Source organism: Rhizobium albus (assembly GCA_030160035.1).
GTDB classification, from domain to species: domain Bacteria; phylum Pseudomonadota; class Alphaproteobacteria; order Rhizobiales; family Rhizobiaceae; genus Georhizobium; species Georhizobium albus.
The window spans coordinates 135,066-159,086 of record BSNO01000003.1 but is presented as its reverse complement, the minus strand read 5'-3'; the positions used below and the strand labels follow the sequence as shown (position 1 = coordinate 159,086).

The 24,021-nt window shown below is 62.4% G+C and carries 21 protein-coding genes; 14 read left to right on the top strand and 7 right to left on the bottom strand.

The genetic code is table 11. The annotated features are described in order from the left end of the window. Window positions 1-70: 70 nt before the first annotated feature. A complete protein-coding gene (locus QQL76_RS08525) occupies window positions 71-1,066 on the top strand; it encodes an NAD(P)H-quinone oxidoreductase (protein WP_499207266.1) in 996 nt (331 codons plus the stop codon). A 135-nt stretch (window positions 1,067-1,201) separates the two neighbouring features. Next, window positions 1,202-2,212 carry an alpha/beta fold hydrolase gene (locus QQL76_RS08520; protein ID WP_499207265.1) on the top strand — a complete coding sequence of 337 codons (1,011 nt, stop codon included), beginning with the start codon at window positions 1,202-1,204 and terminating at the stop codon, window positions 2,210-2,212. A 10-nt stretch (window positions 2,213-2,222) separates the two neighbouring features. Here the strand turns inward: QQL76_RS08520 and pyk are convergent, their stop codons facing one another. After that, window positions 2,223-3,662 (bottom strand): pyruvate kinase, encoded by a 1,440-nt coding sequence (gene pyk / locus QQL76_RS08515; RefSeq protein ID WP_499207264.1) that lies wholly within the window; start codon window positions 3,660-3,662, stop codon window positions 2,223-2,225. Continuing rightward, entirely contained in the window at window positions 3,659-4,126 is a 468-nt protein-coding gene (locus QQL76_RS08510; RefSeq protein ID WP_126013615.1) for a DUF1036 domain-containing protein, read from the bottom strand. Before QQL76_RS08510 ends, pyk begins: the two co-directional genes overlap by 4 nt. A 223-nt stretch (window positions 4,127-4,349) precedes the next feature. Here QQL76_RS08510 and QQL76_RS08505 point away from each other — a divergent pair, with 223 nt between their 5' ends. Both QQL76_RS08505 and QQL76_RS08500 read left to right on the top strand, forming a co-directional pair. Next, window positions 4,350-4,673, top strand: a complete 324-nt coding sequence (locus tag QQL76_RS08505; RefSeq protein ID WP_499207263.1) for a DUF1244 domain-containing protein — start codon at window positions 4,350-4,352, stop codon at window positions 4,671-4,673. A 128-nt stretch (window positions 4,674-4,801) separates the two neighbouring features. After that, a complete protein-coding gene (locus QQL76_RS08500) occupies window positions 4,802-5,062 on the top strand; it encodes a DUF2312 domain-containing protein (protein ID WP_126011847.1) in 261 nt (86 codons plus the stop codon). A gap of 98 nt (window positions 5,063-5,160) precedes the next feature. On the opposite strand, the gene QQL76_RS08495 is transcribed toward QQL76_RS08500, so the two are convergent. From QQL76_RS08495 to QQL76_RS08485, 3 genes are all read right to left on the bottom strand, one after another. Then, window positions 5,161-5,664 (bottom strand): TIGR00645 family protein, encoded by a 504-nt coding sequence (locus QQL76_RS08495; protein ID WP_126011849.1) that lies wholly within the window; start codon window positions 5,662-5,664, stop codon window positions 5,161-5,163. Between the two features lie 189 nt (window positions 5,665-5,853). After that, entirely contained in the window at window positions 5,854-7,719 is a 1,866-nt protein-coding gene (locus tag QQL76_RS08490; RefSeq protein WP_499207262.1) for a peptidoglycan L,D-endopeptidase MepK, read from the bottom strand. A gap of 330 nt (window positions 7,720-8,049) precedes the next feature. Then, window positions 8,050-9,612: a sigma-54-dependent transcriptional regulator gene (locus QQL76_RS08485; RefSeq protein WP_499207261.1), complete on the bottom strand. Its 1,563-nt coding sequence runs from the start codon at window positions 9,610-9,612 to the stop codon at window positions 8,050-8,052. 195 nt (window positions 9,613-9,807) lie between these two features. Here QQL76_RS08485 and QQL76_RS08480 point away from each other — a divergent pair, with 195 nt between their 5' ends. From QQL76_RS08480 to hemH, 8 genes are all read left to right on the top strand, one after another. Further along, window positions 9,808-11,646, top strand: a complete 1,839-nt coding sequence (locus QQL76_RS08480; protein ID WP_499208338.1) for a M3 family oligoendopeptidase — start codon at window positions 9,808-9,810, stop codon at window positions 11,644-11,646. 57 nt (window positions 11,647-11,703) lie between these two features. Beyond that, a complete protein-coding gene (locus tag QQL76_RS08475) occupies window positions 11,704-11,952 on the top strand; it encodes a ribbon-helix-helix domain-containing protein (RefSeq protein WP_499207260.1) in 249 nt (82 codons plus the stop codon). Beyond that, window positions 11,949-12,251 carry a type II toxin-antitoxin system RelE/ParE family toxin gene (locus tag QQL76_RS08470; RefSeq protein WP_499207259.1) on the top strand — a complete coding sequence of 101 codons (303 nt, stop codon included), beginning with the start codon at window positions 11,949-11,951 and terminating at the stop codon, window positions 12,249-12,251. Before QQL76_RS08475 ends, QQL76_RS08470 begins: the two co-directional genes overlap by 4 nt. Before the next feature lie 2 nt (window positions 12,252-12,253). After that, window positions 12,254-13,144 carry a heme-dependent oxidative N-demethylase family protein gene (locus QQL76_RS08465; protein WP_499207258.1) on the top strand — a complete coding sequence of 297 codons (891 nt, stop codon included), beginning with the start codon at window positions 12,254-12,256 and terminating at the stop codon, window positions 13,142-13,144. Between the two features lie 107 nt (window positions 13,145-13,251). Then, window positions 13,252-14,697, top strand: coding sequence for a homospermidine synthase (locus QQL76_RS08460; RefSeq protein WP_499207257.1), 1,446 nt, complete (start codon window positions 13,252-13,254; stop codon window positions 14,695-14,697). A gap of 194 nt (window positions 14,698-14,891) precedes the next feature. Then, the gene (gene omp10 / locus QQL76_RS08455; RefSeq protein WP_499207256.1) at window positions 14,892-15,275 is read left to right on the top strand and encodes an outer membrane lipoprotein Omp10; all 384 of its coding nucleotides are present in this window, start codon (window positions 14,892-14,894) and stop codon (window positions 15,273-15,275) included. 192 nt (window positions 15,276-15,467) lie between these two features. After that, window positions 15,468-17,729 carry a 5'-nucleotidase C-terminal domain-containing protein gene (locus QQL76_RS08450; protein WP_499207255.1) on the top strand — a complete coding sequence of 754 codons (2,262 nt, stop codon included), beginning with the start codon at window positions 15,468-15,470 and terminating at the stop codon, window positions 17,727-17,729. Window positions 17,730-17,940: 211 nt separating this feature from the next. Beyond that, window positions 17,941-18,960, top strand: a complete 1,020-nt coding sequence (hemH, locus tag QQL76_RS08445; protein ID WP_499208337.1) for a ferrochelatase — start codon at window positions 17,941-17,943, stop codon at window positions 18,958-18,960. Between the two features lie 72 nt (window positions 18,961-19,032). Here the strand turns inward: hemH and QQL76_RS08440 are convergent, their stop codons facing one another. Next, window positions 19,033-20,028, bottom strand: a complete 996-nt coding sequence (locus QQL76_RS08440; RefSeq protein WP_126011869.1) for a KpsF/GutQ family sugar-phosphate isomerase — start codon at window positions 20,026-20,028, stop codon at window positions 19,033-19,035. A 155-nt stretch (window positions 20,029-20,183) separates the two neighbouring features. Here QQL76_RS08440 and QQL76_RS08435 point away from each other — a divergent pair, with 155 nt between their 5' ends. Continuing rightward, window positions 20,184-21,623 carry a porin family protein gene (locus QQL76_RS08435; protein WP_499207254.1) on the top strand — a complete coding sequence of 480 codons (1,440 nt, stop codon included), beginning with the start codon at window positions 20,184-20,186 and terminating at the stop codon, window positions 21,621-21,623. Window positions 21,624-21,635: 12 nt separating this feature from the next. Here QQL76_RS08435 and galU read toward each other — a convergent pair whose 3' ends face one another. Continuing rightward, window positions 21,636-22,514 (bottom strand): UTP--glucose-1-phosphate uridylyltransferase GalU, encoded by an 879-nt coding sequence (gene galU, locus QQL76_RS08430; RefSeq protein WP_499207253.1) that lies wholly within the window; start codon window positions 22,512-22,514, stop codon window positions 21,636-21,638. A gap of 266 nt (window positions 22,515-22,780) precedes the next feature. Between galU and QQL76_RS08425 the strand changes: the two genes are divergently transcribed. After that, entirely contained in the window at window positions 22,781-23,995 is a 1,215-nt protein-coding gene (locus QQL76_RS08425) for a lytic murein transglycosylase (protein WP_499207252.1), read from the top strand. The last annotated feature ends 26 nt before the right edge of the window (window positions 23,996-24,021 follow it).

Here is a 24,021-nt window from a genome sequence, read left to right as displayed (position 1 = left end):
GCGAGGATCACTCGCCCTCGGCGGACCGAGCCAGTATAACCCCGTGACGAAAAACAGGAATGGAAAAGCCATGCCCGAGACGATGCGCGCCGTGGAGATCAGCCAGCCGGGCGGTCCGGAAGTTCTCAAGCTTGCCGAGCGCCCGGTTCCGGCCCTGAAGCCAGACGAGGTGCTGATTGCCGTCAAAGCCGCCGGCGTCAACCGGCCCGACTGCCTGCAGCGGCAAGGCGCCTATCCGCCTCCGCCCGGTGCCTCCGACATTCCTGGGCTCGAGGTCGCAGGCGAGATCGTGGCGCTCGGTGACGCCGTCACGCGCTGGTCGGTCGGCGACCGGGTTTGCGCTCTGGTGACAGGCGGCGGATATGCCGAGCGCTGCGCGGCACATCAGGACAGCGTGCTTCCCGTGCCGGACGGCTTTTCCATGGAAGAGGCAGCCGCCCTGCCCGAGACCTATTTCACGGTGTGGCACAATGTCTTCCAACGCGGGGGATTGCAGGCCGGGGAAACATTCCTGGTGCACGGCGGCACGTCCGGCATCGGTACGACCGCCATCCAGCTTGCCAAGGCGTTCGGCGCGACCGTTTTTGCGACCGCGGGCTCAGACGACAAATGCCGCGCCTGTCTCGAGCTTGGCGCCGACCACGCCATCAACTACCGCGACGAAGATTTCGTGCAATCGGTCAAGACCCTGACCGATGGCAAAGGCGTGAACGTGATCCTGGACATGGTCGGTGGCGATTATATCGGCCGCAACTACGACGTGGCGGCAATCGAGGGGCGCGTGGTGCAGATCGCTTTCCTCAACGGGCGGAAGGCCGAGGCGGATTTCTCCAAGCTGATGATGAAGCGGCTGGTTCACACCGGCTCCACGCTGCGCGCGCGCGACAGCGGCTTCAAGGGGAAGCTTGCGGCGGAGCTGATGGAAAAAGTCTGGCCGCTGCTGACAAGCCGCCGCGTTGCGCCGGTGATGGACAGCGTGATCCCCTTTGCCGATGTGGTGGAAGCCCATCGGCGCATGGAAGGCAGCAGCCATATCGGCAAGATCGTGCTGAAAATCAGCGATTGAGAATGAGAGGGAGCGGGCGGCGCAACCAAACCGACGCCGCCGACGTATAAGTCTACTGCCGTCACCAGTGCCCGTCATTGATGACTGTCGCCCGCCTCCCGCTCATTCCAATCGAACCCTCAGCTTATGCGTCCCATGATCACCGTTGTTCTCGTTCTTGCCGCCGTGCTTGCTCTTCTGGCCGGCTACACGGCTTATCAATCGCGCCAGATCGAGGCGCGCTTTCCGCCGATCGGGACGTTCCACGAGGTCGACGGGGTTCGGATGCATGCGGTTCACGTGCCCGCGGGGCCGCAAGCCGATCTCCCTCCTCTCGTCTTCCTGCATGGGGCTAGCGGCAATCTGCGTGACCAGTTGATCGCCTTCGGGGATCCGCTGAAGGGCCGCGCCGAGATGCTGTTCGTCGACCGGCCCGGCCACGGCTATTCGGAGCGCGGGACTGCCTCCAATTCCAATCCCGATGGCCAAGCGGACATGGTTGCCGGCCTGATGGCGAAGCTCGGCATCGACAATGCCATCATCGTTGCCCATTCCTTCGGCTCGGCGATTGCGGCGAGCTTTGCGCTTCAATATCCGGAGCGGACCGGTGGCCTGCTCTTTCTCGCGCCAGCAACCCATCCCTGGCCTGGCGGTGTCGCCTGGTTCTATTCGGTCGCCCGTGCACCGGTGATCGGGCCTCTTTTCAGCCATGTCGTTGCGCTGCCGGTGGGATCGTCGCGCGTCGTGTCCTCGGCCGCCTGCGTCTTCGCCCCGAACCCAATGCCCTCCGATTATGTCGAGCAGACCGGCCCTCAACTGGTGCTGAGGCCGAAAGCTTTCCGCGCCAATTCGACCGATGTCGCCAATCTGAAAGACTATGTAGAGCGCATTTCGCCGAGCTACCCGGAAATCACGGCGCCTGCCGTCATCATCACCGGCAATCGCGACGAGATCGTTCTGCCGGAAATCCATTCGCAGGGGCTAGCGCGCGATCTTCCGAACTCCGAACTCGTCGAGATCAACAATCTCGGCCACAAGCCGGACTATGTCGCCCGGGACATCGCCATCGCAGCTATCGAGAAACTGGCAGGCGGCCAGGCAGACCTGCAGGCGATGGCACGCGCCCTCGAAGGGCGCATCGCCGACGATGCGGAGATCTGCGGCTAGCCGTCCGTGCTCAGACGGCCGACTGCCCGTCGGACGAGATATAGGCGATGCGCAGCATGTTGGTCGCGCCGGGTGTGCCGAGCGGAACGCCTGCAGTCACGATCACGCGGTCGCCCGCGGAGCCGAAGCCTTCCCGGTGGGTAATGCGGCAAGCGCGATCGACCATGTCGTCGAGATCATGGGCATCTTCCGTTACAACGCAGTGCAGCCCCCAGCAGACCGACAGGCGACGCGCAGTCTGGATGACCGGCGACAGCGCCAGGATCGGCGTCTGCGGCCGCTCGCGCGAGGCGCGCAGCCCGGTTGTGCCCGAGGATGTGTAGCAGACGATCGCAGCAAGATTCAGCGTTTCGGCGATCTGGCGCGCGGCAAGCGAGATTGCATCGGCGCCGGTCGGTTCGGGCTGCGGGCGCTGCGCGTAGATGATGCCCGAATAGTTCGGGTCCTTCTCGACCTTGCGAGCAATGGCGGCCATGGTGGACACGGCTTCGACCGGATACTCGCCGGCAGCCGATTCTGCCGACAGCATCACGGCATCGGCGCCTTCGAAGACTGCGGTCGCGACGTCCGACACTTCTGCGCGGGTCGGCACCGGAGCCGAAATCATCGATTCGAGCATCTGGGTCGCGACGACCACCGGCTTGCCGGCCCTGCGGCAGGCGCGGGTCAGCTGCTTCTGGATGCCGGGCACGGCTTCGATCGGCATTTCGACGCCCAGATCGCCACGCGCCACCATCAGGGCGTCGGACAGTTCGATGATCTCGTCGATCCGCTCCAGCGCCTGCGGCTTCTCGATCTTGGACATGAGGCCTGCGCGGCCGCGCACGATCTTGCGCACTTCGGCGACGTCTTCCGGCCGCTGGATGAAGGACAACGCGATCCAGTCCACCTCTTCGGTAGCGATCGCCGCATCGATATCCTTGCGGTCCTTTTCCGTGAGCGCACCGGTGGCGAGCGTCGTATCCGGCAGGCTGACGCCCTTACGGTCCGAGATGTGCGTGCCGGAGATCACCTTGGTGACGATCGACTTGCCGTCCGCCTTGACCGCTTCCAGCTGCAGGCGGCCATCGTCGATCAGGAGACGGTGCCCGACCTGCACGGCTTCGAGAATTTCCTTGTGCGGCAATTGCACCCGCGTCGCGTCGCCCGGCTCGGGCTTGTCGTCGAGGGTGAACGTGTCGCCGGCCGACAGCTGAACCTTGCCGTCGGCAAACTTGCCGACGCGCAGCTTGGGGCCCTGGATGTCGCAGAGAATGCCGATCGGGCGACCGACTTCCTTTTCGACGTTGCGGATGCGGCCGATGAGATCGCGCATGATCTCGTGGCTCGCATGGCTCATATTGATGCGGAACAGATCGGCACCCGCCTCATGAAGCTTGCGGATCATAGCCTCGTCGGAGGAGGCCGGACCGAGCGTCGCCAGGATCTTGACTTTGCGCTGGCGTCTCATTGGCTGGTGCCTTCCGTGCTGTCGGGTGTCGCGTTGGGTACTGTCGTCGGTGATGCGGGCGGGGCTGGCGTGTCGGAAAGCTGAACCATCCAGCTGCCCTGTCGTCCCGTATCGTATTCCTTGAATTCCATGCGCTGGTAGCCGCGTGCGACGCAGTCGTTGACGCCGACGATTTTGAACTCGTTGTCGGCGACACACATGTTGATGTTGCCGGCCCAGCGTCCACCGCGGGCCGCATCTTCGGCATAGAGGTAGTAGAAGCGCGACTGGAGCTGGCCTTCGATGAGCGTGGCGCAGGACGTGGCGGGAATCTGCCACCATCCCTCGGATATCCAGCCTTCCTGGGCCCGATAGCCGATTGCGACGCCAACGAGGTTCTGCGTTCCGTTGCAGACGCGGAAATCGGCGCGCGCCGTTTCGGTGCCACCGAAAAGGGCCGCGGACCCCGCCAGCAGGAACAGCATTTGGAGGCTCAAGAGACGCGATGTGAAGCGATTTTTCGCAGGCACGGTGTCTATCGTTTCTCCATTGATCACTGCTTCGGTTGTGCGATGCGAACCCGACAATGTCAACGAAGCTGAGCCTTTAGTGGCATCTCTTCCGTCAACTTGACCCATGGCTTCGGCGACGCCTAGAATCGGCCACCATCGATCACCATTTCCGGGACGAGTCCTCAGGAGGCCAATCATGCACCAGACATCGCCCGAACAGAAGCTCAGCGCCGAGCAGCGCACCGCACTCGAGGCAGCCGCTTTCCGCCGGCTGGTCTCGCATCTCCGCGAACGGACCGACGTGCAGAACATCGACATGATGAACCTCGCCGGCTTTTGCCGGAATTGCCTGTCGAACTGGTACAAGGATGCTGCCGAGGCGGACGGCATCGCGCTCACTAAGGACGAATCACGCGAGATCGTCTACGGCATGCCCTATGACGCTTGGCGGGAACGCTACCAGACCGAGGCGACAGACGCGCAGAAAGCCTCATTCGCAACTAAGGCGACCCATGGCTGATGCGCATTCGGCGCATCACGCAGGGAATGTGGCGCGGCGGCAAGGTTTGACTTGACGTCAGCCGCGCCGCGCGGCACCTGACACGCTTAAAATTCGACCTTCTTGGAACGAGACAACAGGAGTAAGCGATGTCCGACACAGGCGGCGTCGCACGCGACCAACTGCGTGCATTCGTCGAGCGTATCGAACGCCTCGAAGAAGAGAAAAAGACCATCGCGGACGACATCAAGGACGTCTATGCGGAAGCGAAAGGCACGGGCTTCGACACCAAGGCCCTTCGCCGCGTGATCTCGCTCCGGAAGATCGACAAGGACGAGCGGATGGAACAGGAAGCGATCCTGGACACCTATCTGCACGCGCTCGGCATGGGCCCTGCGCCGGAAGAGTGAGCCTCACCCGCTATTTCGACATCGAAGGCCGTCGGTCGGCACGACCGGCGGCTTTTTCATGTTTAGGGTCGAGAAACCTCTCGTCTGAAGTCGCGCAATCAGGCCTTCAGCTTCGTCATGATCTGCTCCAGGAATCCGAGCAGCAGCGCCGAGACGACGAAGGCGAGGTGGATCAGCGTCGCCCACATCAGCCGTGTGCCGTCATATTGCTGCATGTTCAGGAAGATCTGCAGCAGATGGATTGATGAGATCGCGACGATGGACGACGCGACTTTGATCTTGAGGCTGCCCGCATCGAGCTTGCCGAGCCATGAGATCTCGTCGTTGTCGGTCTTGTCGAAACGGCTGACGAAGTTCTCGTAGCCGGAAATCATGACCATGACGATGAGGCTCGCGACGAGTGCCGCATCGATAAGGCCAAGCATCGCGAGGATCATGTCGGAATCGTCGAGGGTGAAGACATCCACGGCCACCTTGGCGAGCTTGTAGATGAACGACACCGCGTAGATCGCCAGCGCCGCGGCAAGCCCCACATAGAAGACGACGAGGATCCAGCGTGCCGAGAGAATGACACGCTCGATCAGCAGTTCCATCGATTTCATGGGGCGAAGTTCCTTGGGGACGATGACGTGTCGATAGATACGCTTTCGCGACTGCGCAAGATGCCTGGGGACGTACGGCATCCGGCATCGCGCTGGCATAGGCACAGAATAGCGGGTCTTGCGAAAAGCAGAAGGCCGCCGATCGAAGCGAACGGCGGCCTTCACGATGAAGTCAGTGGAACTTTGGGCCTACTGCTGCGCCTCGAAGCGGGCGACGCTCAGGAAGTTTACGGCAGCACCGGTGAAGCGGTTGGCCTCAACCGTCTCGGCCGAGAAGCCGGTGGTGTAGACGACCTCGGGGGCGGCACGCAGCTGCTTGTCCACGAAGCGCGGCGACTTCACCGGCTGCGAGACGCTGGCAAGGCGCGTGTGATCGAGCGCCCAGCTCGATACGATCGTCTCGGTTAGCTTCGGCTCCGTCCGGATTGCCCGCTTGGCCGTGCCGGTCGCTTCCCGCTCCGTCGGGCGTGCGCCCTTCAGCGGTGTCGCGCCGAGAGATGCGGCCATGCGGTTTGCCAGGCCTTCTGGCTCGCCCGCAGCGGTATCGTTGCCGGCAGACGTGCTGGAACCAGTAGACGCGTCGCTTGCCGCCCTTGGCGAAGGCGTCAGCGAGGCAACCCGGATTTCATCGGGAACTGCGACTGGTGCCGGAACCTCAGCGACGGCCGGCGCTTCTGCCGAGGCGGTCGCATCGGTGGCAACAGAGGATGCACCCTGCCCGGTCGCTGCAGCAATCGCCGCGATTTCGGGACGCGCGACCGGCGCCGGCACGAGCGCGGTCTGCAGCGCGGAGGACGTTGCCTCGCCCGATGCCGCACTCGGCGCCTCGGGGGTCGCCTCAGCCATCAGGATATCGGTGACTTCCTGGCCATCGAAGGCAGGCGCATCGTTGGCTGCGAAGACCGAGATGCCCGAGCGGTCGACGAACTCCGGAACCGGCACAGACATGCCGGAGAGATCGGCGAATTCACGGACCTCAGGCATGGCAGGTGCTTCCGTCGGCGACGGGGGCTCGACTGCAGCTGTCTGCGGAATTGCGGCGGGCGGCGTATTGGCACCATTGGCCGGCAAGGTGGCGTTTGCCAAGCTCATGCCAGCAGGCGGCGCGGCTGGAACGGGCGCTGCGGGAACCGGAGCTGCCGGAGCTGGTGCCAGAGCAGCCATTTGAGGCTGCGCCACGGCTTCGATGACGGGTCGCGCGACCGGGACGGGTGCACGGATCGGAGCAACGCTTGCGATCTGCGTCTGTGGTGCAGCTTGCTGCGGCACAGTGGCCGGCGGAGCATTGCGCTGAGGCGCAGCAGCCTGCGTCGGAGCAGCGATTGCTTCCGCATCTTCGTCTTCGTCACCGTTGTTGCCGAAGAGCATGGCGATCAAGTTCCGGCGACCACCGCCGCTGCCGGCGCCATCGCTGTTGCGCGAGCCACCACCGGCCACCGCAATCTCCGTAGCGCCGACGCGACGCTGGTAATCGGCGAGCGCCTGATCATAACCTGCAAGCTTGCGGCCATCCGGCGGCAGATGGATGGTCTTGCCATCGGGGAACAGTGCGAGGAGTTCCTGGCGGCTCATGCGCGGCCAAGCACGAACGCTACCGACATCGAGGTGCACGAAGGGCGAGCCGGAATTGGGATAGAAGCCGACGCCGCCGACCTGGAAACGCATGCCGATTTCACGGATGCGCTTTACCGGCACGTCAGGCAGGAAGAAGTCCATCGCCTTACCGAGCGTGTGCTGGCTGTTCTTCGCCACGCCGGAAGAGCGCGAACGCAGCATGTTGTTGGTGTTGGGCGAACGGTAAGCCGAGACGACGTGGATGTACTCACGCGATCCCGATGCCTGGTAGACTTCCCAGAGGAGGTCGAACAGGCGCGGGTCCATCTTGGTCGGCTCGTTGCGACGCCAGTCGCGGAGAATGTGGTTCAGTTGGTTCAGGCCTGACTGATCATAGCGCCCATTGCGCTTGAAGACGATCTCAGCGCGCTCTTTCGTATGGGTGAAATGGATCTTCAGGCTGCGCGTTTGCGCAGACGCTTCGGCTGTGGCGAAAGACATGACCGCGACGGCAAAAACCGCGACGAACGCCCAGCGAAGGGATTGAGAGAAGCAGCTCGTCACGGACCGAAGAAGGCCCTGCGCAGCAGCTGCGCTTTCGATGCACCCCGAATTGACTGCCAAAATCATCCCCACAAGCAGGTTCGTTTTTTAGTCAGATCCCCGGCCGCCCCAAACGAAGCTGCAACCGTGGCCCGCCGGCAACAGGGCCGGCCAAGGATGCAATGTAGTGAATGAATAACTAACAACACCTAAACAGTCAAAGCGATCGCCCCGATTTATCCGGCGGCTGGCTCGAACATGCACTGGATTTGCTGCGAAAATCCCCGCTCAGGCCTCGATTTCGATCGTCTTCCCGGCGTCGATACCATAGTCCTTGATCTTGCGGTAGAGCGTCGAGCGACCGATTCCGAGACGGCGTGCCACCTCGCTCATCTGTCCCGAATAGAACTGCAGCGCGAAGCGGATGACTTCTTCCTCGACCTCGCTGAGGGTGCGCATTTCCCCGTCATCGCCGATCGCGTTGATCATGCCGCGGGCAGCACTGCCCGTCTTTGCTGTTGTCCCGAGGTCGCCGAGCGACAGTCCGGTCGTGATCCGTTGCTGGCTTTCGGCAAAACCACGCTGCAACGGTATGTCCGGCATGGAGAGCGACGGCGCGTCGGACACCGCGACCCGTTGGCCCGCACCGGCCTCGCGAACATCGTAGCCCGGCAGCTGCGCCGCGATCTGGGGAAAGAGATCGGGTGTCAGCAGGCCGTCGTCACAGAGCACGACGGCGCGGAAGACGGCATTTTCGAGCTGCCTGACATTGCCCGGCCAGTCATAGGCCGTCAGCATCGCAAGCACTTCCGGGCTGATCGACACCGGCCCGCGAAGCCCATGCTCGCGCCCGAAGCGATCGGCGAAGCTGCGCACCAGCATCGGAACATCTTCCTTGCGGTTGCGCAGCGGCGGCACCGTGATCGGGAAGACGTTCAGACGGTAATAGAGGTCTTCACGGAAGCGACCCGCCTTCACCTCTTCGATGAGGTTCTTGTTGGTCGCGGAGATCAGCCGCACATCCACCTTGGCGCTTTGGCGCGCGCCGACGGTTTCGATTTCGCCATCCTGCACCGCGCGCAGCAGCTTGACCTGGATGTCGGGCGACAGATCGCCGATCTCATCGAGGAACAGCGTGCCGCCATTTGCTTCCATGAACTTGCCACGGTGCTTTTCGGTGGCACCGGTGAATGCACCGCGCTCATGGCCGAAGAGGACGCTTTCCACCAGCTTGTCGGGGATGGCCCCGCAGTTGACGGTGACGAAGGGCTTGTGGCGACGATCGCTGGCGCGCTGGATGGTGCGCGCGATCTTTTCCTTGCCGACACCCGATTCCCCTTCGATGACGACGGGGATCAACGATGCCGCGGCGCGCTGCGCCAAATGCATGACCCGCTCCATGGCCGGGCTTGCCGAGACCATGCCCGTGCCGGGATCCATTCGGAAACCTGCATGGCGCTCTTCGCTCTGATCGACCTTGAGTGCGTTTCGAATCGAAACCGCGAGACGCTCCGGCGCCACCGGCTTGACCACGAAGTCGAAGGCCCCTGCCCGCATCGCCTCGACAACCGTTTCGATGCCGCCATGACCGGTCTGCACGATCACCGGCACTTCGATGCCGGATTGCGTCATGCGCCGCATGACCTCCAGCCCGTCCATGCGCGGCATTTTGAGATCCAGCACAACGATGGCGATCGGATCACGCCTGGTCGTCAGGAACTCCAGCGCGATGTCGCCGTCCTCGGCCATGAAGGCTTTGCCGCCCATATGCTCGACGGCGGCCTTCAAAAGGCGCCGCTGGACAGGATCATCGTCGACGACGAGGACATTGGGGCTTGCTGTCTGGTCCATGTTCGCTAGGACTCTTCTCTTGAAGGATCGGACGCTCGACCGGAGAGTCCCACAGGAGCTTCAAGATCAGCTTGCCGGAAAGGCTCGCATTTTAACGGTCGCGTTTCAGAACGGCGCAAACGGCGTTCGACGGCGTCGGACCGTTTCATTGGAGGACATCTATCGATGACGAATGTCGTGGCGAAACAAGTGTCTATGGCGAGCGAAGTGGCAGTGGCAGCGGCACGGCGTCCTGCTGCCGATCTCGGCGCATTGCCGACCTGGCAGCTTGCGGACCTTTATCCGAGCCCGGACAGCGACGCGTTGAAAAGCGATTTGGCGCAGGGGCTTGCCGATGCACAAGCCTTCGCCGCGCGCTGGAAGGGCAAGCTCAGCGAGGCGGCCGGAAAAGACGGTGACGATGGTCTGGGCGCGGCGATTGCCGCCTATGAAGCGATCGAAGAGCGGCTGGGCCGCATCATCTCCTATGCGGGCCTTTTGTATTTTTCCGACACGAGCAACCCTGCGAACGCCAAGTTCTACGGCGACATGCAGGCTAAGCTGACGGATGCCGGCTCGCATCTCCTGTTCTTCTCGCTCGAATTGAACGCGATCGAGGATGCGCGGGTCGACGCAGCCATGGATCGGGATCAGCTGACGGGGCATTACCGTCCATGGATCGTCGATCTCAGGCAGGACAAGCCTTACCAGCTGGAAGAGCGGGTCGAGCAGCTGTTTCATGAGAAAAGCATGACGGCTTCCGGCGCCTGGAACCGCTTGTTCGACGAAACCATGTCGGCGCTGCGGTTTGCGGTCGATGGCGAGGAGATGAGCCTCGAGCCGACACTCAACCTTCTGCAGGACCATGATCGGGCGAAACGCGAAGCGGCGGCCAAGGCGCTTGCCGAGACGCTGGGTGCCAATCTCCGCACGTTTTCGCTGATCACCAACACGCTGGCGAAGGACAAGGAAATTTCCGATCGCTGGCGCGGCTTCAAGGACATTGCCGACCAGCGCCATCTTGCCAACCGTGTCGAGCGGGAAGTGGTGGACGCGCTCGTGGAAGCCGTCCGGCGCGCCTATCCGCGGCTGTCGCACCGCTACTACGCCATGAAGGCGAAATGGCTCGGCATGGAGCAGATGGAGTTCTGGGACCGCAATGCGCCGCTGCCGGATACGCCGCAGGCCGCCATCGGCTGGTCGGAAGCCCGCGACACCGTGCTTTCGGCCTATGCCGGTTTCGCGCCCGAGATGGCGGAGATTGCCAAGCGCTTCTTCGACGACAACTGGATCGATGCGGAAGTGCGACCAGGCAAGGCGCCAGGCGCGTTTGCCCATCCGACGGTGCCATCCGCCCACCCCTACGTGCTCGTGAACTACATGGGCAAGCCGCGCGACGTGATGACGCTTGCCCACGAACTCGGCCACGGCGTGCACCAGGTGCTGGCCGGCCGGCAAGGAGCACTCATGGCCTCGACGCCGCTGACACTTGCCGAAACGGCATCGGTCTTCGGCGAAATGCTTACCTTCCGGGCGCTTCTCGACAAGGTGAAGGACAAGCGCGAGCGCAAGGCGATGCTCGCCCAGAAGGTCGAGGACATGATCAATACGGTCGTGCGCCAGATTGCCTTCTATCAATTCGAGCGCAAGGTTCACGCGGCGCGCCGCGAGGGCGAACTGACGGCAGAGCAACTCGGTGAGTTGTGGCTGTCGGTGCAAAGCGAAAGCCTTGGACCGGCGATCCGGATCTCCGAGGGATACGAGACCTACTGGGCCTATATCCCGCACTTCATCCATTCGCCCTTCTACGTCTACGCCTACGCGTTTGGCGACTGCCTCGTGAACTCGCTCTATGCAGTCTACCAGAACGCGGAGACGGGTTTTCAGGAGAAGTATTTCGAGATGCTGAAGGCCGGCGGCACGAAGCATCACTCCGAATTGCTCGCCCCCTTCGGCCTCGATGCATCCGACCCCGCCTTCTGGGACAAGGGGCTGTCGATGATCGAGGGGTTGATCGACGAGATCGAGGCATTGGAAAGGGACGAAACCGCATGAAGGTGACCTGCACGCGTACAGCGTGCTAAAAAGAGCCTGGCTGACGGAGCTTTTGCCATGACGATTTCTCTCAACAAGCAGTTCGAGGATTTCATCGCTGCCGAAATCGCGGCCGGACGCTACAGTTCGGCCAGCGAGGTCGTGGAGGAAGCGCTGCGCGAGATGATGGAACGCGCCGATATCGAGGATCTCAGCCGCAGGCTTGCGGACTCCGAGGCTCAGATGGCGCGCGGGGAGGTGGTTTTGGCCGACGACGCCTTTTTTGAGCGCAAGAGGCAGATGATCCGTGATCTCTACATGAAATGAGCGGTTTCGACGTCCGGTTCTCGCAAGCAGCCGATGGCGACTTCGACGACATCCTGCATTTCATCGCCAAAGACAGTCCCGCCAATGCCGTTGCCTTTGTCGACAGGTTGGAGAGGCGTGTCCGTTCCCTTCTTGCAGCCAATCCAGATGCCGGGCGTGTCGTCAATCGGTTCAGGTACTTTGTCTTCGACGGCTACGTCGTGGTCTACGAGATCGACCTGGCGTCTCAACAGGTCACGGTGGTGCTGCTGACAGAAGGCCACCGAAACTGGCGCCGGGTCCTGGAAGGCCGATCTTGAGGATGCCTGTCCACACCCCCTATGATGGTTCTGCCGAGCCCTTCACGATCGGCCTGCGTCAGCTCGATCCTGCCGACTGGATCGAAGTGGATAATCGGCTCGATGTGTATCTGATGGAAAAGGATCGGCTCGAAGGCGAGCACCCGTCCCGCGTGTTCGTGGAGACGCCCCAGTCCCGGCAGGCTCAAGACGAAGTTCTGGCGATGCTGACGCAGCATCTGCCCGACTACTTCCCGCACATCTATCGCATCGATGGCAATGGGATGCGCATCGGCGCGGATCGTGTCGTCGATGTCAGCGACACATCCGTGCCGCCATTGAAGCGGGCCGCACGGCTCGTGCAGGAAGATCTCGTCATCATGCAAAAGGTCGACGGAGCGTGGCGGCTGACGGCCGCGTCGCTTTCCTTTCCCTCGTCCTGGTCGCTTACCGAGAAATTCAATCGCTCGATGGACGAGATCCATGCGCCGGTTCCGGGGTTTCAGGCGGGTACTCGCAACGCCGAGCTGATCGCCCGGATGTTTGATAATCTTCGAGTCGAACGGCCGGTCTGGCGCCTCAACTGGTCGATCTATGGCGATGACCAACTGCATCATCCACACGCGCAGCCCTATGACGGGGCGCCGTTTGCCGATCCTTTCGCGGCATTTGTTCGGGTGGAACGGCAGACGTTGCGCAAGCTGCCCGAAACCGGCGGCATCGTCTTCACGATCCGCATCTTCGTGGATCCTCTCGCGGTTTTGAAACGCCACGGCGATGGGCCCCGTCTTGCTGCCGGGCTGCGGCGTCAACTTCAGGCGCTGCAGGGGAGCGAGCTCGACTATAAAGGCCTGCGGCTGCGGCGCGATGAGCTTGTCGATGCGCTTCAGCAGTTGGAGACCGCCAAGGCGTAAACCGCCTCGCCCTTTATTGTGACGGGAAAACATGCTTTAGCGCGGTCCAACAGGAACACACGGACGCGAACGCCGCGTCCCGTTATTGCGCTGAGGAGCAGCTCACCATGTCAGGCAAGGATTATCCCGTTTACGGCGAAATCACGGGACCGATCGTCATGCTCGGTTTCGGATCGATCGGGCGGGGCACGCTTCCTCTCATCGAGCGGCACTTCAAATATGACAAGGATCGTCTGGTCGTCATCGATCCGCGCGACGACAATGCCGAAATTCTCAAGAAGCACGGCGTCAAGTTCATCCAGTCGGCCGTGACCAAGGAGAACTACCGCGAGCTCCTGTCTCCGCTGCTGACGGAAGGCGAAGGCCGTGGCTTCTGCGTCAATCTCTCGGTCGACACCTCCTCGCTTGACCTGATCAAGCTCTGCCGCGAGCTGGGCGTGCTCTATATCGACACCGTCGTCGAACCCTGGCTCGGCTTCTACTTCGACAAGACCGCCGACAATTCCACACGCACGAACTACGCGCTTCGCGAAACCGTGCGCGAGGAAAAGCGCAAGAATCTAGGCGGCATCACCGCCGTTTCATGCTGTGGCGCGAACCCCGGCATGGTTTCGTGGTTCGTCAAGCAGGCCGTCGTCGATCTCGCCAAGGAACTGAATGTCGAGTTCGATGAGCCGGAAGCAGCCGATCAGCGCGGCTGGGCCAAGCTGATGAAGAAGGTCGGCGTCAAGGGCATCCACATCGCCGAGCGCGACACCCAGCGCACCAAGAACCCGAAGCCGATGAACGTCTTCTGGAACACCTGGTCGGCGGAAGGCTTCATTTCGGAAGGCCTGCAGCCGTCGGAACTTGGCTGGGGCACGCACGAGAAGTGGAAGCCGAAGAACGCCAAGAAGCACAAGTCGGGCTGCAAGGCTGCGATCTACCTGGAACAGCCCGGCGCCAACACGCGCGTGCGCACATGGTGCCCGACGCCCGGCGCCCAGTACGGCTTCCTCGTCACGCACAATGAATCGATCTCGATCGCGGATTTCTTCACGCTGCGCGACAAGAAGGGCGAGGTTTCCTACCGCCCGACCTGCCACTACGCCTACCATCCGGCCAACGATGCCGTTCTTTCGCTGCATGAGATGTTCGGCAATGGCGGCACCCAGCAGCCGAAGCTGCACGTGCTCGACGAGGACGAACTGGTCGACGGCGTCGACGAACTCGGCGTGCTGCTCTACGGCCACGACAAGAACGCCTATTGGTACGGCTCGCGCCTGTCGCTCGAAGAGACGCGCGAATTGGCGCCCTATCAGAACGCCACGGGCCTGCAGGTAACCTCCGCCGTGCTCGCGGGCATGGTCTGGGCACTGGAAAACCCGGAAGCGGGCATCGTCGAAGCCGACGAGATGGACTACAAGCGCTGCCTGGAAGTGCAGCTTCCCTATCTCGGACCCGTGGAAGGCCACTACACGGACTGGACGCCGCTCGAAGGCCGCCCGGGCCTCTTCCCGGAAGACCTCGACGAAAGCGATCCCTGGCAGTTCCGCAATATCCTCGTACGCTGATCGGGCGCAGCGGCGCGCACTTGCATAAGCTGATTGCGCGCTGCATCCTCGATAGGCTTCAGCACGGCAGCGACTGTGGCGTAAGCGCCACAGCGCCAAAGCCTTGCAGAGGTGCAGGAACCAACATGGCGCACGCGCATTCGCCACAGCGGGGGCTAACGACAAGCCCGCTATCAACGGGAGACACCAATTACATGAACCGCCTCGTCCGCATCTCATCCATCGCCGGCCTGGCTGCACTATTGGCAGCGTGTCAGGCAGTCAATTACGGCCCGGCTCCCGTGCTGCGCGAGGCTCCGCAGCCGCGCGACCAGCTGCAGGGCACCTGGGTTGATCCGAACGGCATCGTTTCGAGCTTCAACAACGGCCGGTTCGAGACCCGCACGACGGACACCAACAGCCTGCTGGCCGATGGCAACTACCAGTATCGATCCGATCGTTTGGTCGAGATCCAGCTGACGTCGCGCGTTCGCGGCACGACGTCGACGGTCAACTGCGCGATCGTCAGCCCGACACAGCTGAACTGCACCTCGGATGCCGGTGCACAGTTCTCGCTCGCCCGTCAGGCCGTCGGCTGATCGAATTCTTTCTGACCGGCGCCACGGCGCCGGTCAACGCTCTCTGAGACTTCGCCGGGATTTTGGCCGAAACGCCTGTTCTTTGCGCTTGCGCTCCCATGGCCATGATGAAACCATTGACCTGACGAGCTGTCATAAAAGCTATGCAACAAGCTGGCAGCAAGCAGCGGAATTCACAGGGAGCTTCTTTTCATGTCAAAATTCTTTCGCCGCGCAGCGATCTCGGTCTCTGCGCTCGCGCTTTCCGCGGGCGCGGCCCATGCCGATTTCACCCTCGACATCCTGCACATCAACGACCTGCACTCGCGCATCGAGGCGATCAATTCGTCGGATGCGACGTGTTCTGCCGAGCAGGCCGAGGCCAACGAATGTTTCGGTGGTGTTGCGCGGCTGAAGACGAAGATCGACGAGCGGCGTGACGCGCTGACCGGTGAAGGCGCCAATGTGCTCGTGCTGGACGCGGGTGACCAGTTCCAGGGCTCTCTGTTCTATACGACCTACAAGGGCGAAGCCGAAGCCGAATTCATGAACGCCATCGGCTTCGACGCAATGGCGATCGGCAACCACGAATTCGACGATGGCCCCGAAGCGCTCGACGCCTTTATCGGCCTCGTCGACGTACCGCTGCTTTCAGGCAACACCGTCGCTGCCGAAGGGTCTCTGCTGGCCGGCAAGTACGAGCCTTATTTGATCAAGGAACTTGGCGGCGAGCGCATCGGCATCGTTTCCGTCCTTGCCACCGACACGGACGAGACATCTTCTCCTGGCGACGACATCTCGTTCGAAGACGAGATCGAGTACCTGACCGGCGCCGTTGCCGAGCTTGAAGCCGAAGGCATCAACAAGATCATCCTCCTTTCGCATGTCGGCTATGTGCGCGATCAGGAAATCGCCGCTGCCGTCGATGGCATCGATGTGATCGTTGGCGGTCACTCGCACACGCTTCTGTCCAACGAGGAAGGTGCCGCCGGCGCCTACCCGACGATGGTCGCCAACCCGTCGGGCACGGACGTGCCGATCGTTCAAGCCTACGCCTACTCCAAGTATCTCGGCGAATTGCGCGTCGAATTCGACGACGACGGCAATGTCACATCGGCATCCGGTGATCCGCACCTCCTCGATTCGTCCGTCGAACCCGACGCGGAAGTCGCCGCGCGCGTCGCCGAACTTGCCGAGCCGATCCAGGACCTGATGCTGGAGCGCGTGTCCGAAGCGACGACTGCCATCGATGGATCGCGCGAAACCTGCCGCGCGGGCGAGTGCGAGATGGGCAACCTCGTCACCGATGCAATGCTCTGGCAGACGGCCGATCAGGGCGTGCAGCTTGTCATCCAGAACGGCGGCGGTCTTCGTGCATCGATCGACGAGGGCGAGATCACGATGGGCGATGTGCTCGGCGTGTTGCCGTTCCAGAATACGCTGGCAACGTTTCAGCTTTCCGGTGCCGGCGTCGTCGCCGCGCTGGAAAACGGCCTCAGCCAGTATGAAGAACAGGCCGGCCGCTTCGCCCAGGTCGCCGGCATGCGCTACACCTTCGATGCCACGCAGCCGGCTGGAAGCCGCATCGTTTCGGTTGAAGTTGCCGACGGCAATGGCGGCTTCGCGCCGATCGACGAGGCAGCGACCTACCTCGTCGCCACCAACAACTACATGCGCGGCGGCGGCGACGGCTACGAGATGTTCGCGACCGAGGGCGAGAACGCCTATGACTACGGTCCGGGCCTCGAGCAGGTGGTCGCCGACTATCTGGCCGAGAACGAGCCTTACGAGCCTTTCCTCGAAGGCCGCATCATCGACGCCAACGCATCTGGCGAAGCTGCACCAGCAGAAGAGACGGCCGCTCCGGTGGAAGAGGAGGCAGTCGCTCCGGCTCCGGCCGAAGAGATGACCGCAGAGCCCGCCACGGAAGCCGAGGCGCCGACCGAAGAGCCTGCACCGGCAGCCGAAGAGGCAATGGAAGCCGAGACACCGGCGCCTGAAGCTCCTGAAGCTGCCGAGACGACCGCACCGGAAGCTCCGGCGACCGAGGCTCCGGCAGCGGAGGCACCGATGACCGAAGAGGCCGCGCCTTCCGAGACACCGGCTGACATGCCGGCCGAAATGCCGGCCACGGAGGAAGATGCTGCAGAAACGGAGCCTGCACCTGCTCCGGCTCCGGCCCCTGCCCCGGCGGCACCGGCAGAAGAGCCGGCTGAGCCTGCCGACACAGCCGAGGAAGCTCCCGCAGCAACCCCTGCGCCGATGGCACCGGAGGCAACTGAGGAAGCTGCTCCCGCCGCGGATGATGCCGGCGAGCGCACCCACACGGTCGCCCGTGGCGATACGTTTTGGGATATCGCCGAAGAGTATTACGGCGATGGCACGCTGTGGCAGGCGATCGCGGATGCGAACCCCTCGCAGGAAGCACGAGATCTGGACATCGGCACCGAGCTGGTCATCCCGGCTCGGCCGTAAGCATCCGGCGCGATAGCTTTCTAACCTTCAAAAGCCCGGATCCTCGTATCCGGGCTTTTGTTATGCAGTCGTTTCGTGCGACAAATTGGAATGATTGAAAATTGGCGCGTCGCCTTTATGTGAGAGGTCATTCCAGGTGGATGCCGAGACAAGGGTCGCCCCAACCATGAACCAGCACGTCAATCCCGTTTTTGAAGTCGCCGCGCCGAATATGGCGCTGCCGACCGATCATCCGCCGGTCAAGATCGGTAAGGTCGGGGTGTTGCTTGTCAATCTCGGCACGCCTGATGCGACCGACCCCGTGTCCATGCGCCGTTACCTCAAGGAATTCCTGACGGACAAGCGCGTCATCGAATGGCCGAAGGCGCTCTGGTACCCGATCCTGTTCGGCATCGTCCTCAACACGCGGCCGAAGCGCGTCGGTAGGGCCTATGAAGAGATCTGGAACAAGGATCTCGACGAGAGCTATCTCAGGACCTACACGCGCAACCAGTCCGAGAGCCTTGCGCAGTCGCTTGCAATGTATCCGAATGTGCATGTCGATTGGGCCATGCGTTACGGCAAGCCTTCGATTGCCGAGCGCGTCGATGCTCTGAAGGCGGAAGGTTGCGACCGCATCCTGGTGTTCCCGCTCTATCCGCAGTATTCCGCGACGACGACGGCAACCGTGAATGACAAGGTGTTCGAAGCGCTGCTTGCCATGCGCTGGCAGCCGGCGCTGCGCACCGTCCCATCCTACCACGACGATCCGGTTTATATCGACGCCATCGCCACCTCGATCGAGAAGCATCTGGCGACGCTCGACTGGGAGCCGGAAGTGGTGCTCGCATCCTTCCACGGCATTCCGCAATCCTATTTCAAGCGCGGCGATCCCTATCACTGCCAGTGCCTGAAGACCGGGCGTCTGGTGCGCGAGCGGCTTGGCTGGACGAAGGAGCGGTTCCGGCCGACCTTCCAGTCACGTTTCGGCCCGGAAGAGTGGCTGCAGCCCTATACGGACAAGACGGTCGAGCAGCTGGCCAAGGATGGCGTGAAGCGCATCGCGGTGCTCAACCCAGGTTTCGTTTCGGATTGCCTGGAAACGCTTGAGGAGATCGCGGGCGAGGCCCACGAGATTTTCGAGGAGCATGGCGGCGAGAAGTTCACGCATATCCCCTGCCTCAACGACTCGGCGGATGGCATGCGGGTGCTCGAAAGCGTCGTTCGGCGCGAGCTCCAGGGTTGGATCTGAACGCAGACCAAGATTGATCAGTACAAGTAAAGAACCGGCGTCGGGCTGAACCCAGCGCCGGTTTTTTGTTGGTCAAGCCGCACCGACGCGCAGCAGATCGTGGAAATGCACGATGCCTACAGGACGACGGTTCTCGTCCGTCACGAAGAGCGCACTGATGTTGTGATCTTCGAGCAGCGCGAGCGCGCTTCCCGCAAGCACCGAGCCCGCGACCGTCTTCGGATTGACCGTCATCATTTCCTCGACGAGGAGGCCGCTCAAATCGCGCGCTAGGTTTCGGGCAAGGTCGCCATCGGTGATGATGCCGACGAGCCCACCGCCCTCGCCCACGATGCCGACGCAGCCGAACCGCTTTTCGGAAAGTTTCGCGACTGCCTCCGGAACGCCGGTGCCGATCGGCACCAGCGGCAGACGATCGCCGCTGTGCATCAGGTCCGACACATGGGTCAGCATCGAGCCGAGCTTGCCGCCCGGGTGGAAAACCCGAAAATCGTTGGCCGTGAAGCCGCGCGTTTCCAGAAGCGCGATGGCGAGCGCATCACCCAGCGCAAGCTGCATGATCGTCGAGGTCGTCGGCGCCAGCCCGTGCGGGCAAGCCTCCTGCTCCTTCGGCATGATCAGCGCCACATCAGCTTCCTGGGCAAGCGTGGACTCCGCGCCCGACGTCAGGCCGATCAGCGGGATGCGGAAGCGCTTAGCGTAAGCGATGATGCCGCGCAGTTCGGCGGTTTCGCCGGACCACGACATGGCGATGATCAGGTCGTCCTGCGCGATCATGCCGAGATCGCCGTGATTGGCTTCGACGGGATGCACGAAGAAAGCGGGCGTGCCCGTGGAGGCAAGCGTTGCCGCAAGCTTGGAGCCGATGTGTCCGCTCTTGCCAACGCCCGTCACGATCACGCGCCCGGTCGCTGCGCGCACTGACTCCACCGCTTCGCGGAACCGATCGCCCAGGCCGTTCGCCAGTGCTGCCTGCAGTGCGGCCAAGCCGGCACGCTCGATCTCGAGAGTTCGTAGTGCCGAAGCGGTGATCTCGCTCGGCGCGTCCTGTGTATTCGTCATCGACATGGCGTTTCCGTTAGACCGTTTGGGCCCGGGTGTCCATGCGAAGACCTTCCGGGAGCGCCGCGCAAGAAAGCGTTAACCACGAGCGTTTACGATTTGGCAATCACAGTGGCGGTTCGCGATGCGCCGTCATCCATTCGATCCATGCAAGGCGGTTCATGCGGGCTTACCCGATCAGGGCGGAAGAACGGAGCGCACCGATCGGTCGCCGGGCGTCGCTGCTTGCCGCCCTTTTACTCAGCACGATGCTCGCCGGGCCTGCCTGGGCCCAGGTATCGGACACATCCGATGCCTCCACTGCACTCGGAAGCCTACTCACCACCGAAGCCGCCGATGCGGTTGCCGACGATCCGACCATCGAGGCGTTGATCGCGGAGGAATTGCGGCCATCGCAGCCGGCCGAGCCCGTTCGCATCGATGGACGGCAGAACCCGCGTGCCGAAACGGTGGGCGGCCAGTTGCGCCGGCGGGGCCCGGAGCCGACGGAAGCCGATGGTATCCGGCTTGGAACCTTCGTTCTGCGGCCGTCGCTTTCACAACGCATCGTCAGCGAACAGCAATCGAGCGGTGACGACCGCGTGTTCACCCAGACCGATGGTCGGTTCGACCTGCGCTCCGATTGGTCGCGGCATCAACTCTCGGTCATCGGCGGCGGCGTCTTCCAAGAAAATCTCAGCGGTCGGGGCGCGACCGATCCCAGCGCGGAAATCGATGCGGTTCTGCGCCTCGATCTCGGCGGGCCGACGACGGCGACGCTGCGTGCGGGTTATGATTTCGAGCGTGAGGACGATACCGATCCGAACGCTTTGATCGGCGCCGACACGCAGGCTTCGATTCACGAGTTTTCCGCAGGCGCCGGCATTGCCCGAGAGTTCGGACTGATCCGGGGCTCGGTGGATGTGGACGCCGTGCGATCGCTTTACGGAAGCGCGCGGCTGGCCGACGGGTCGAATGTCGCGCTGGACGATCGCGACCAAACGAGCTTCTCGCTGCGCAGCCGGCTTGCCTATGCGGCCTCCGCGATCCTCTCGCCGTTCATTGAAAGCCAGGTCACGCGCACGGAATTCGACGAGGAGATCGACCGTTCCGGCTTTGAGCGATCCGCCACGACCTATGGCCTGCGCACCGGGCTTGAGATCGATCTCGGCGAAAAATGGTTCGGTGAAATCGCCGCCGGATATGCCATGCGCGATGTCGACGATGCCCGTTTGGCGTCTATCGACACCTTTACGCTCGACGGCTTGCTGAACTGGTCGCCGAAGCGCGGGACCGATGTGCAGTTCGGCGCGCTGACGGAAATCGAAAGCTCCACCACCGCCGATCTCTCAGGATCGGTGGCGCAACGCTTCTACATCAATCTGACGCATGTGGTGCGCGACAACCTGCTTGCGCGCCTTGGCGGTGGCCTCACCCTGCGAGACTATTACGGCTTCGACATCGCGGACCAGTACATCTACGATGCGTCAGCCGGCCTCGTCTGGTCGCTCAATCGCCATCTGGATGTCGAGGCCGACATAGCCTACGAGCGGACGACGCAGGATGGAGCGGCCGACTACGACACGGTGACGATCGGAGCCGGCCTGACGCTGAGACGTTGACCAGGGCGTTGATCAGCCGATCAATGCCTTGAGATCGTCCTCGATCAGAGCGCGTATGTCGTCGCGTGCCAGCGCGAAAGCGAGGTTCGCCTTGATGAACCCGTCCTTGGAACCGCAATCGAACGTGTTGCCACGGAAGCGGTAGCCGGCAAATTCCTGGCTTTCGGCGAGACGCAGCATGCCGTCGGTCAGTTGGATCTCATTGCCGGCGCCACGCTCCTGCGTCTCCAGAATGTCGAAGATTTCTGGCTGCAGAATGTAGCGGCCGTTGATGAACCAGTTCGATGGCGCGGTGCCCTTAGCCGGCTTCTCGACCATTTCGGTGATCTTGAAGCCTTCGCCGACTTCGTCGCCCATGCCGACGATGCCGTATTTGTGCGCGAGATCGGGATGGCACTCCTCGACCGAAACAACGTTGCCGCCGGTCTGCGCGTAGAGATCCATCATGCCGGTCAGGCAGCCCCGGGCGTCCTGCATCAGCATATCGGGCAGGAGCAACGCGAAGGGCTCGTCTCCGATGATGTCGCGTGCGCACCACACCGCGTGGCCGAGGCCTAGCGGTTCCTGCTGGCGCGTGAAGCTCATGGAGCCGGCCTTCGGCAGCATCGCCTTGATGTTGGCGAGCTCGGCCGTCTTGCCGCGCGCTTCGAGTGTCTCGTTCAGCTCGAACTGAATGTCGAAATGATCTTCGATGACAGCCTTGTTGCGACCGGTGACGAACACAAAGTGCTCGATGCCGGCGGCAGCCGCTTCCTCGACGACATATTGTACGACGGGCTTATCGACGATGGTCAGCATTTCCTTGGGAACGGCCTTGGTGGCCGGCAGGAAACGTGTGCCGAGCCCCGCAACGGGAAGCACGGCTTTTCTGACCTTTTTGACTGTCGACATGGACTTTCGTTCCCTCGCGATCGGTTGCCTAACAAATACCTTAGACCAAACGCCACAATGTTGCTTCGCGTCGCTTTCAACGCGAGGCAGAAAATGACCGGTCAAGATTTCATGGTAAAGACTTTATTGACTTCATCGACGTAGCATTCGGCCTTCGGATGTAAACCGGCCGCAAACAATACGGTTCGCGGCCTTCGAAGACACGGATCAGGCGGTAACGGCCGAAAGGCCAGCGAGTTGCAGTCGACGGTTCAGGAGGACGAGATATGAAGCGAATTTTGAGACAGACGTCGGCCTGCCTGGCTCTGACGCTCGTCCTTGGAGTGATCAGCCCTGAAGTAGCCCGCGCCGATGCTGGCTTCCAGCAATGGATCCGCGATTTCGCAAGCGTTGCACAGCAGAACGGCGTCAGCCGCGCCACCTATGACCACGCGTTCGAAGGCGTGACGATTCCGGACCCGGAAGTGCTGGAGAAAGCGGCCTATCAGCCCGAGTTCCGCTCGGAAATCTGGGATTACCTCGATAGCCGCGTCAATCCCTTCACTGTGCGCAAAGGCCAGGAGATGGCCCAGCGCCACGCCCAGACGCTCGCCCGGATCGAGCAGCGCTTCGGCATCGACCGCTCGGTACTTCTGGCCATCTGGTCGATGGAATCGAACTATGGCGACGTTCTCGAGCGTCCCGAGCGGCTGCATTATGTGCCGCAGGCTCTCGCCACGCTCGCCTACAAGGACAGCCGCCGCGCGAAATTCGGGCGCACCCAGCTGCTGGCCGCACTGAAAATTCTCGAGACCGGCGATATCCGGCGTGAACAGCTGAGCGGTTCCTGGGCCGGCGCCATGGGACACACCCAGTTCATCCCGACGAGCTACCAGGCCTATGCGGTCGATTTCGATGGCAATGGGCGCCGCGATATCTGGACCTCCGTTCCAGACGCTCTGGCAACGGCCGCGAACCTGTTGTCTTCCAATGGCTGGCAGACCGGCAAGACCTGGGGCTACGAGGCTGTCGCGCCTGGCAATGGCGGTTCTTACAACGGCCAGACGAAGACGCTTGCCGAGTGGGAACGACTTGGCTTTCGACGTCCCAACGGCCAAGGCTTTCCTCGCGGCGAAGACCGGGCGGAGCTGAAGATGCCGGCAGGCACCAATGGCCCGGCCTTCCTGATGGTCCGCAACTTCTTCATCATCAAGCGCTACAACAATTCCGACTCCTATGCGCTCGCCGTCGGGCTCCTTGCCGACCAGATCGCCGGCCATGGCGGCATGAGCCAGCGTTGGCCGCGTCCGGCCGGCACGCTGTCGATGGAGGAAAAGTTCGAGTTGCAGACCCGCCTGAAGTCGCTCGGCTATTATGGCGGCGAGATCGACGGCAATCTCGGCTCGGGATCGCAGGAAGCCATCCGGCAGTTCCAGTCGCGCGTGGGTCTCAATGCCGATGGCCAGCCGTCTTCGAACGTGTTGCAGCGGCTGCGGCAGTAGGAAGTCGATTGCAAGGCCGCAGCAGC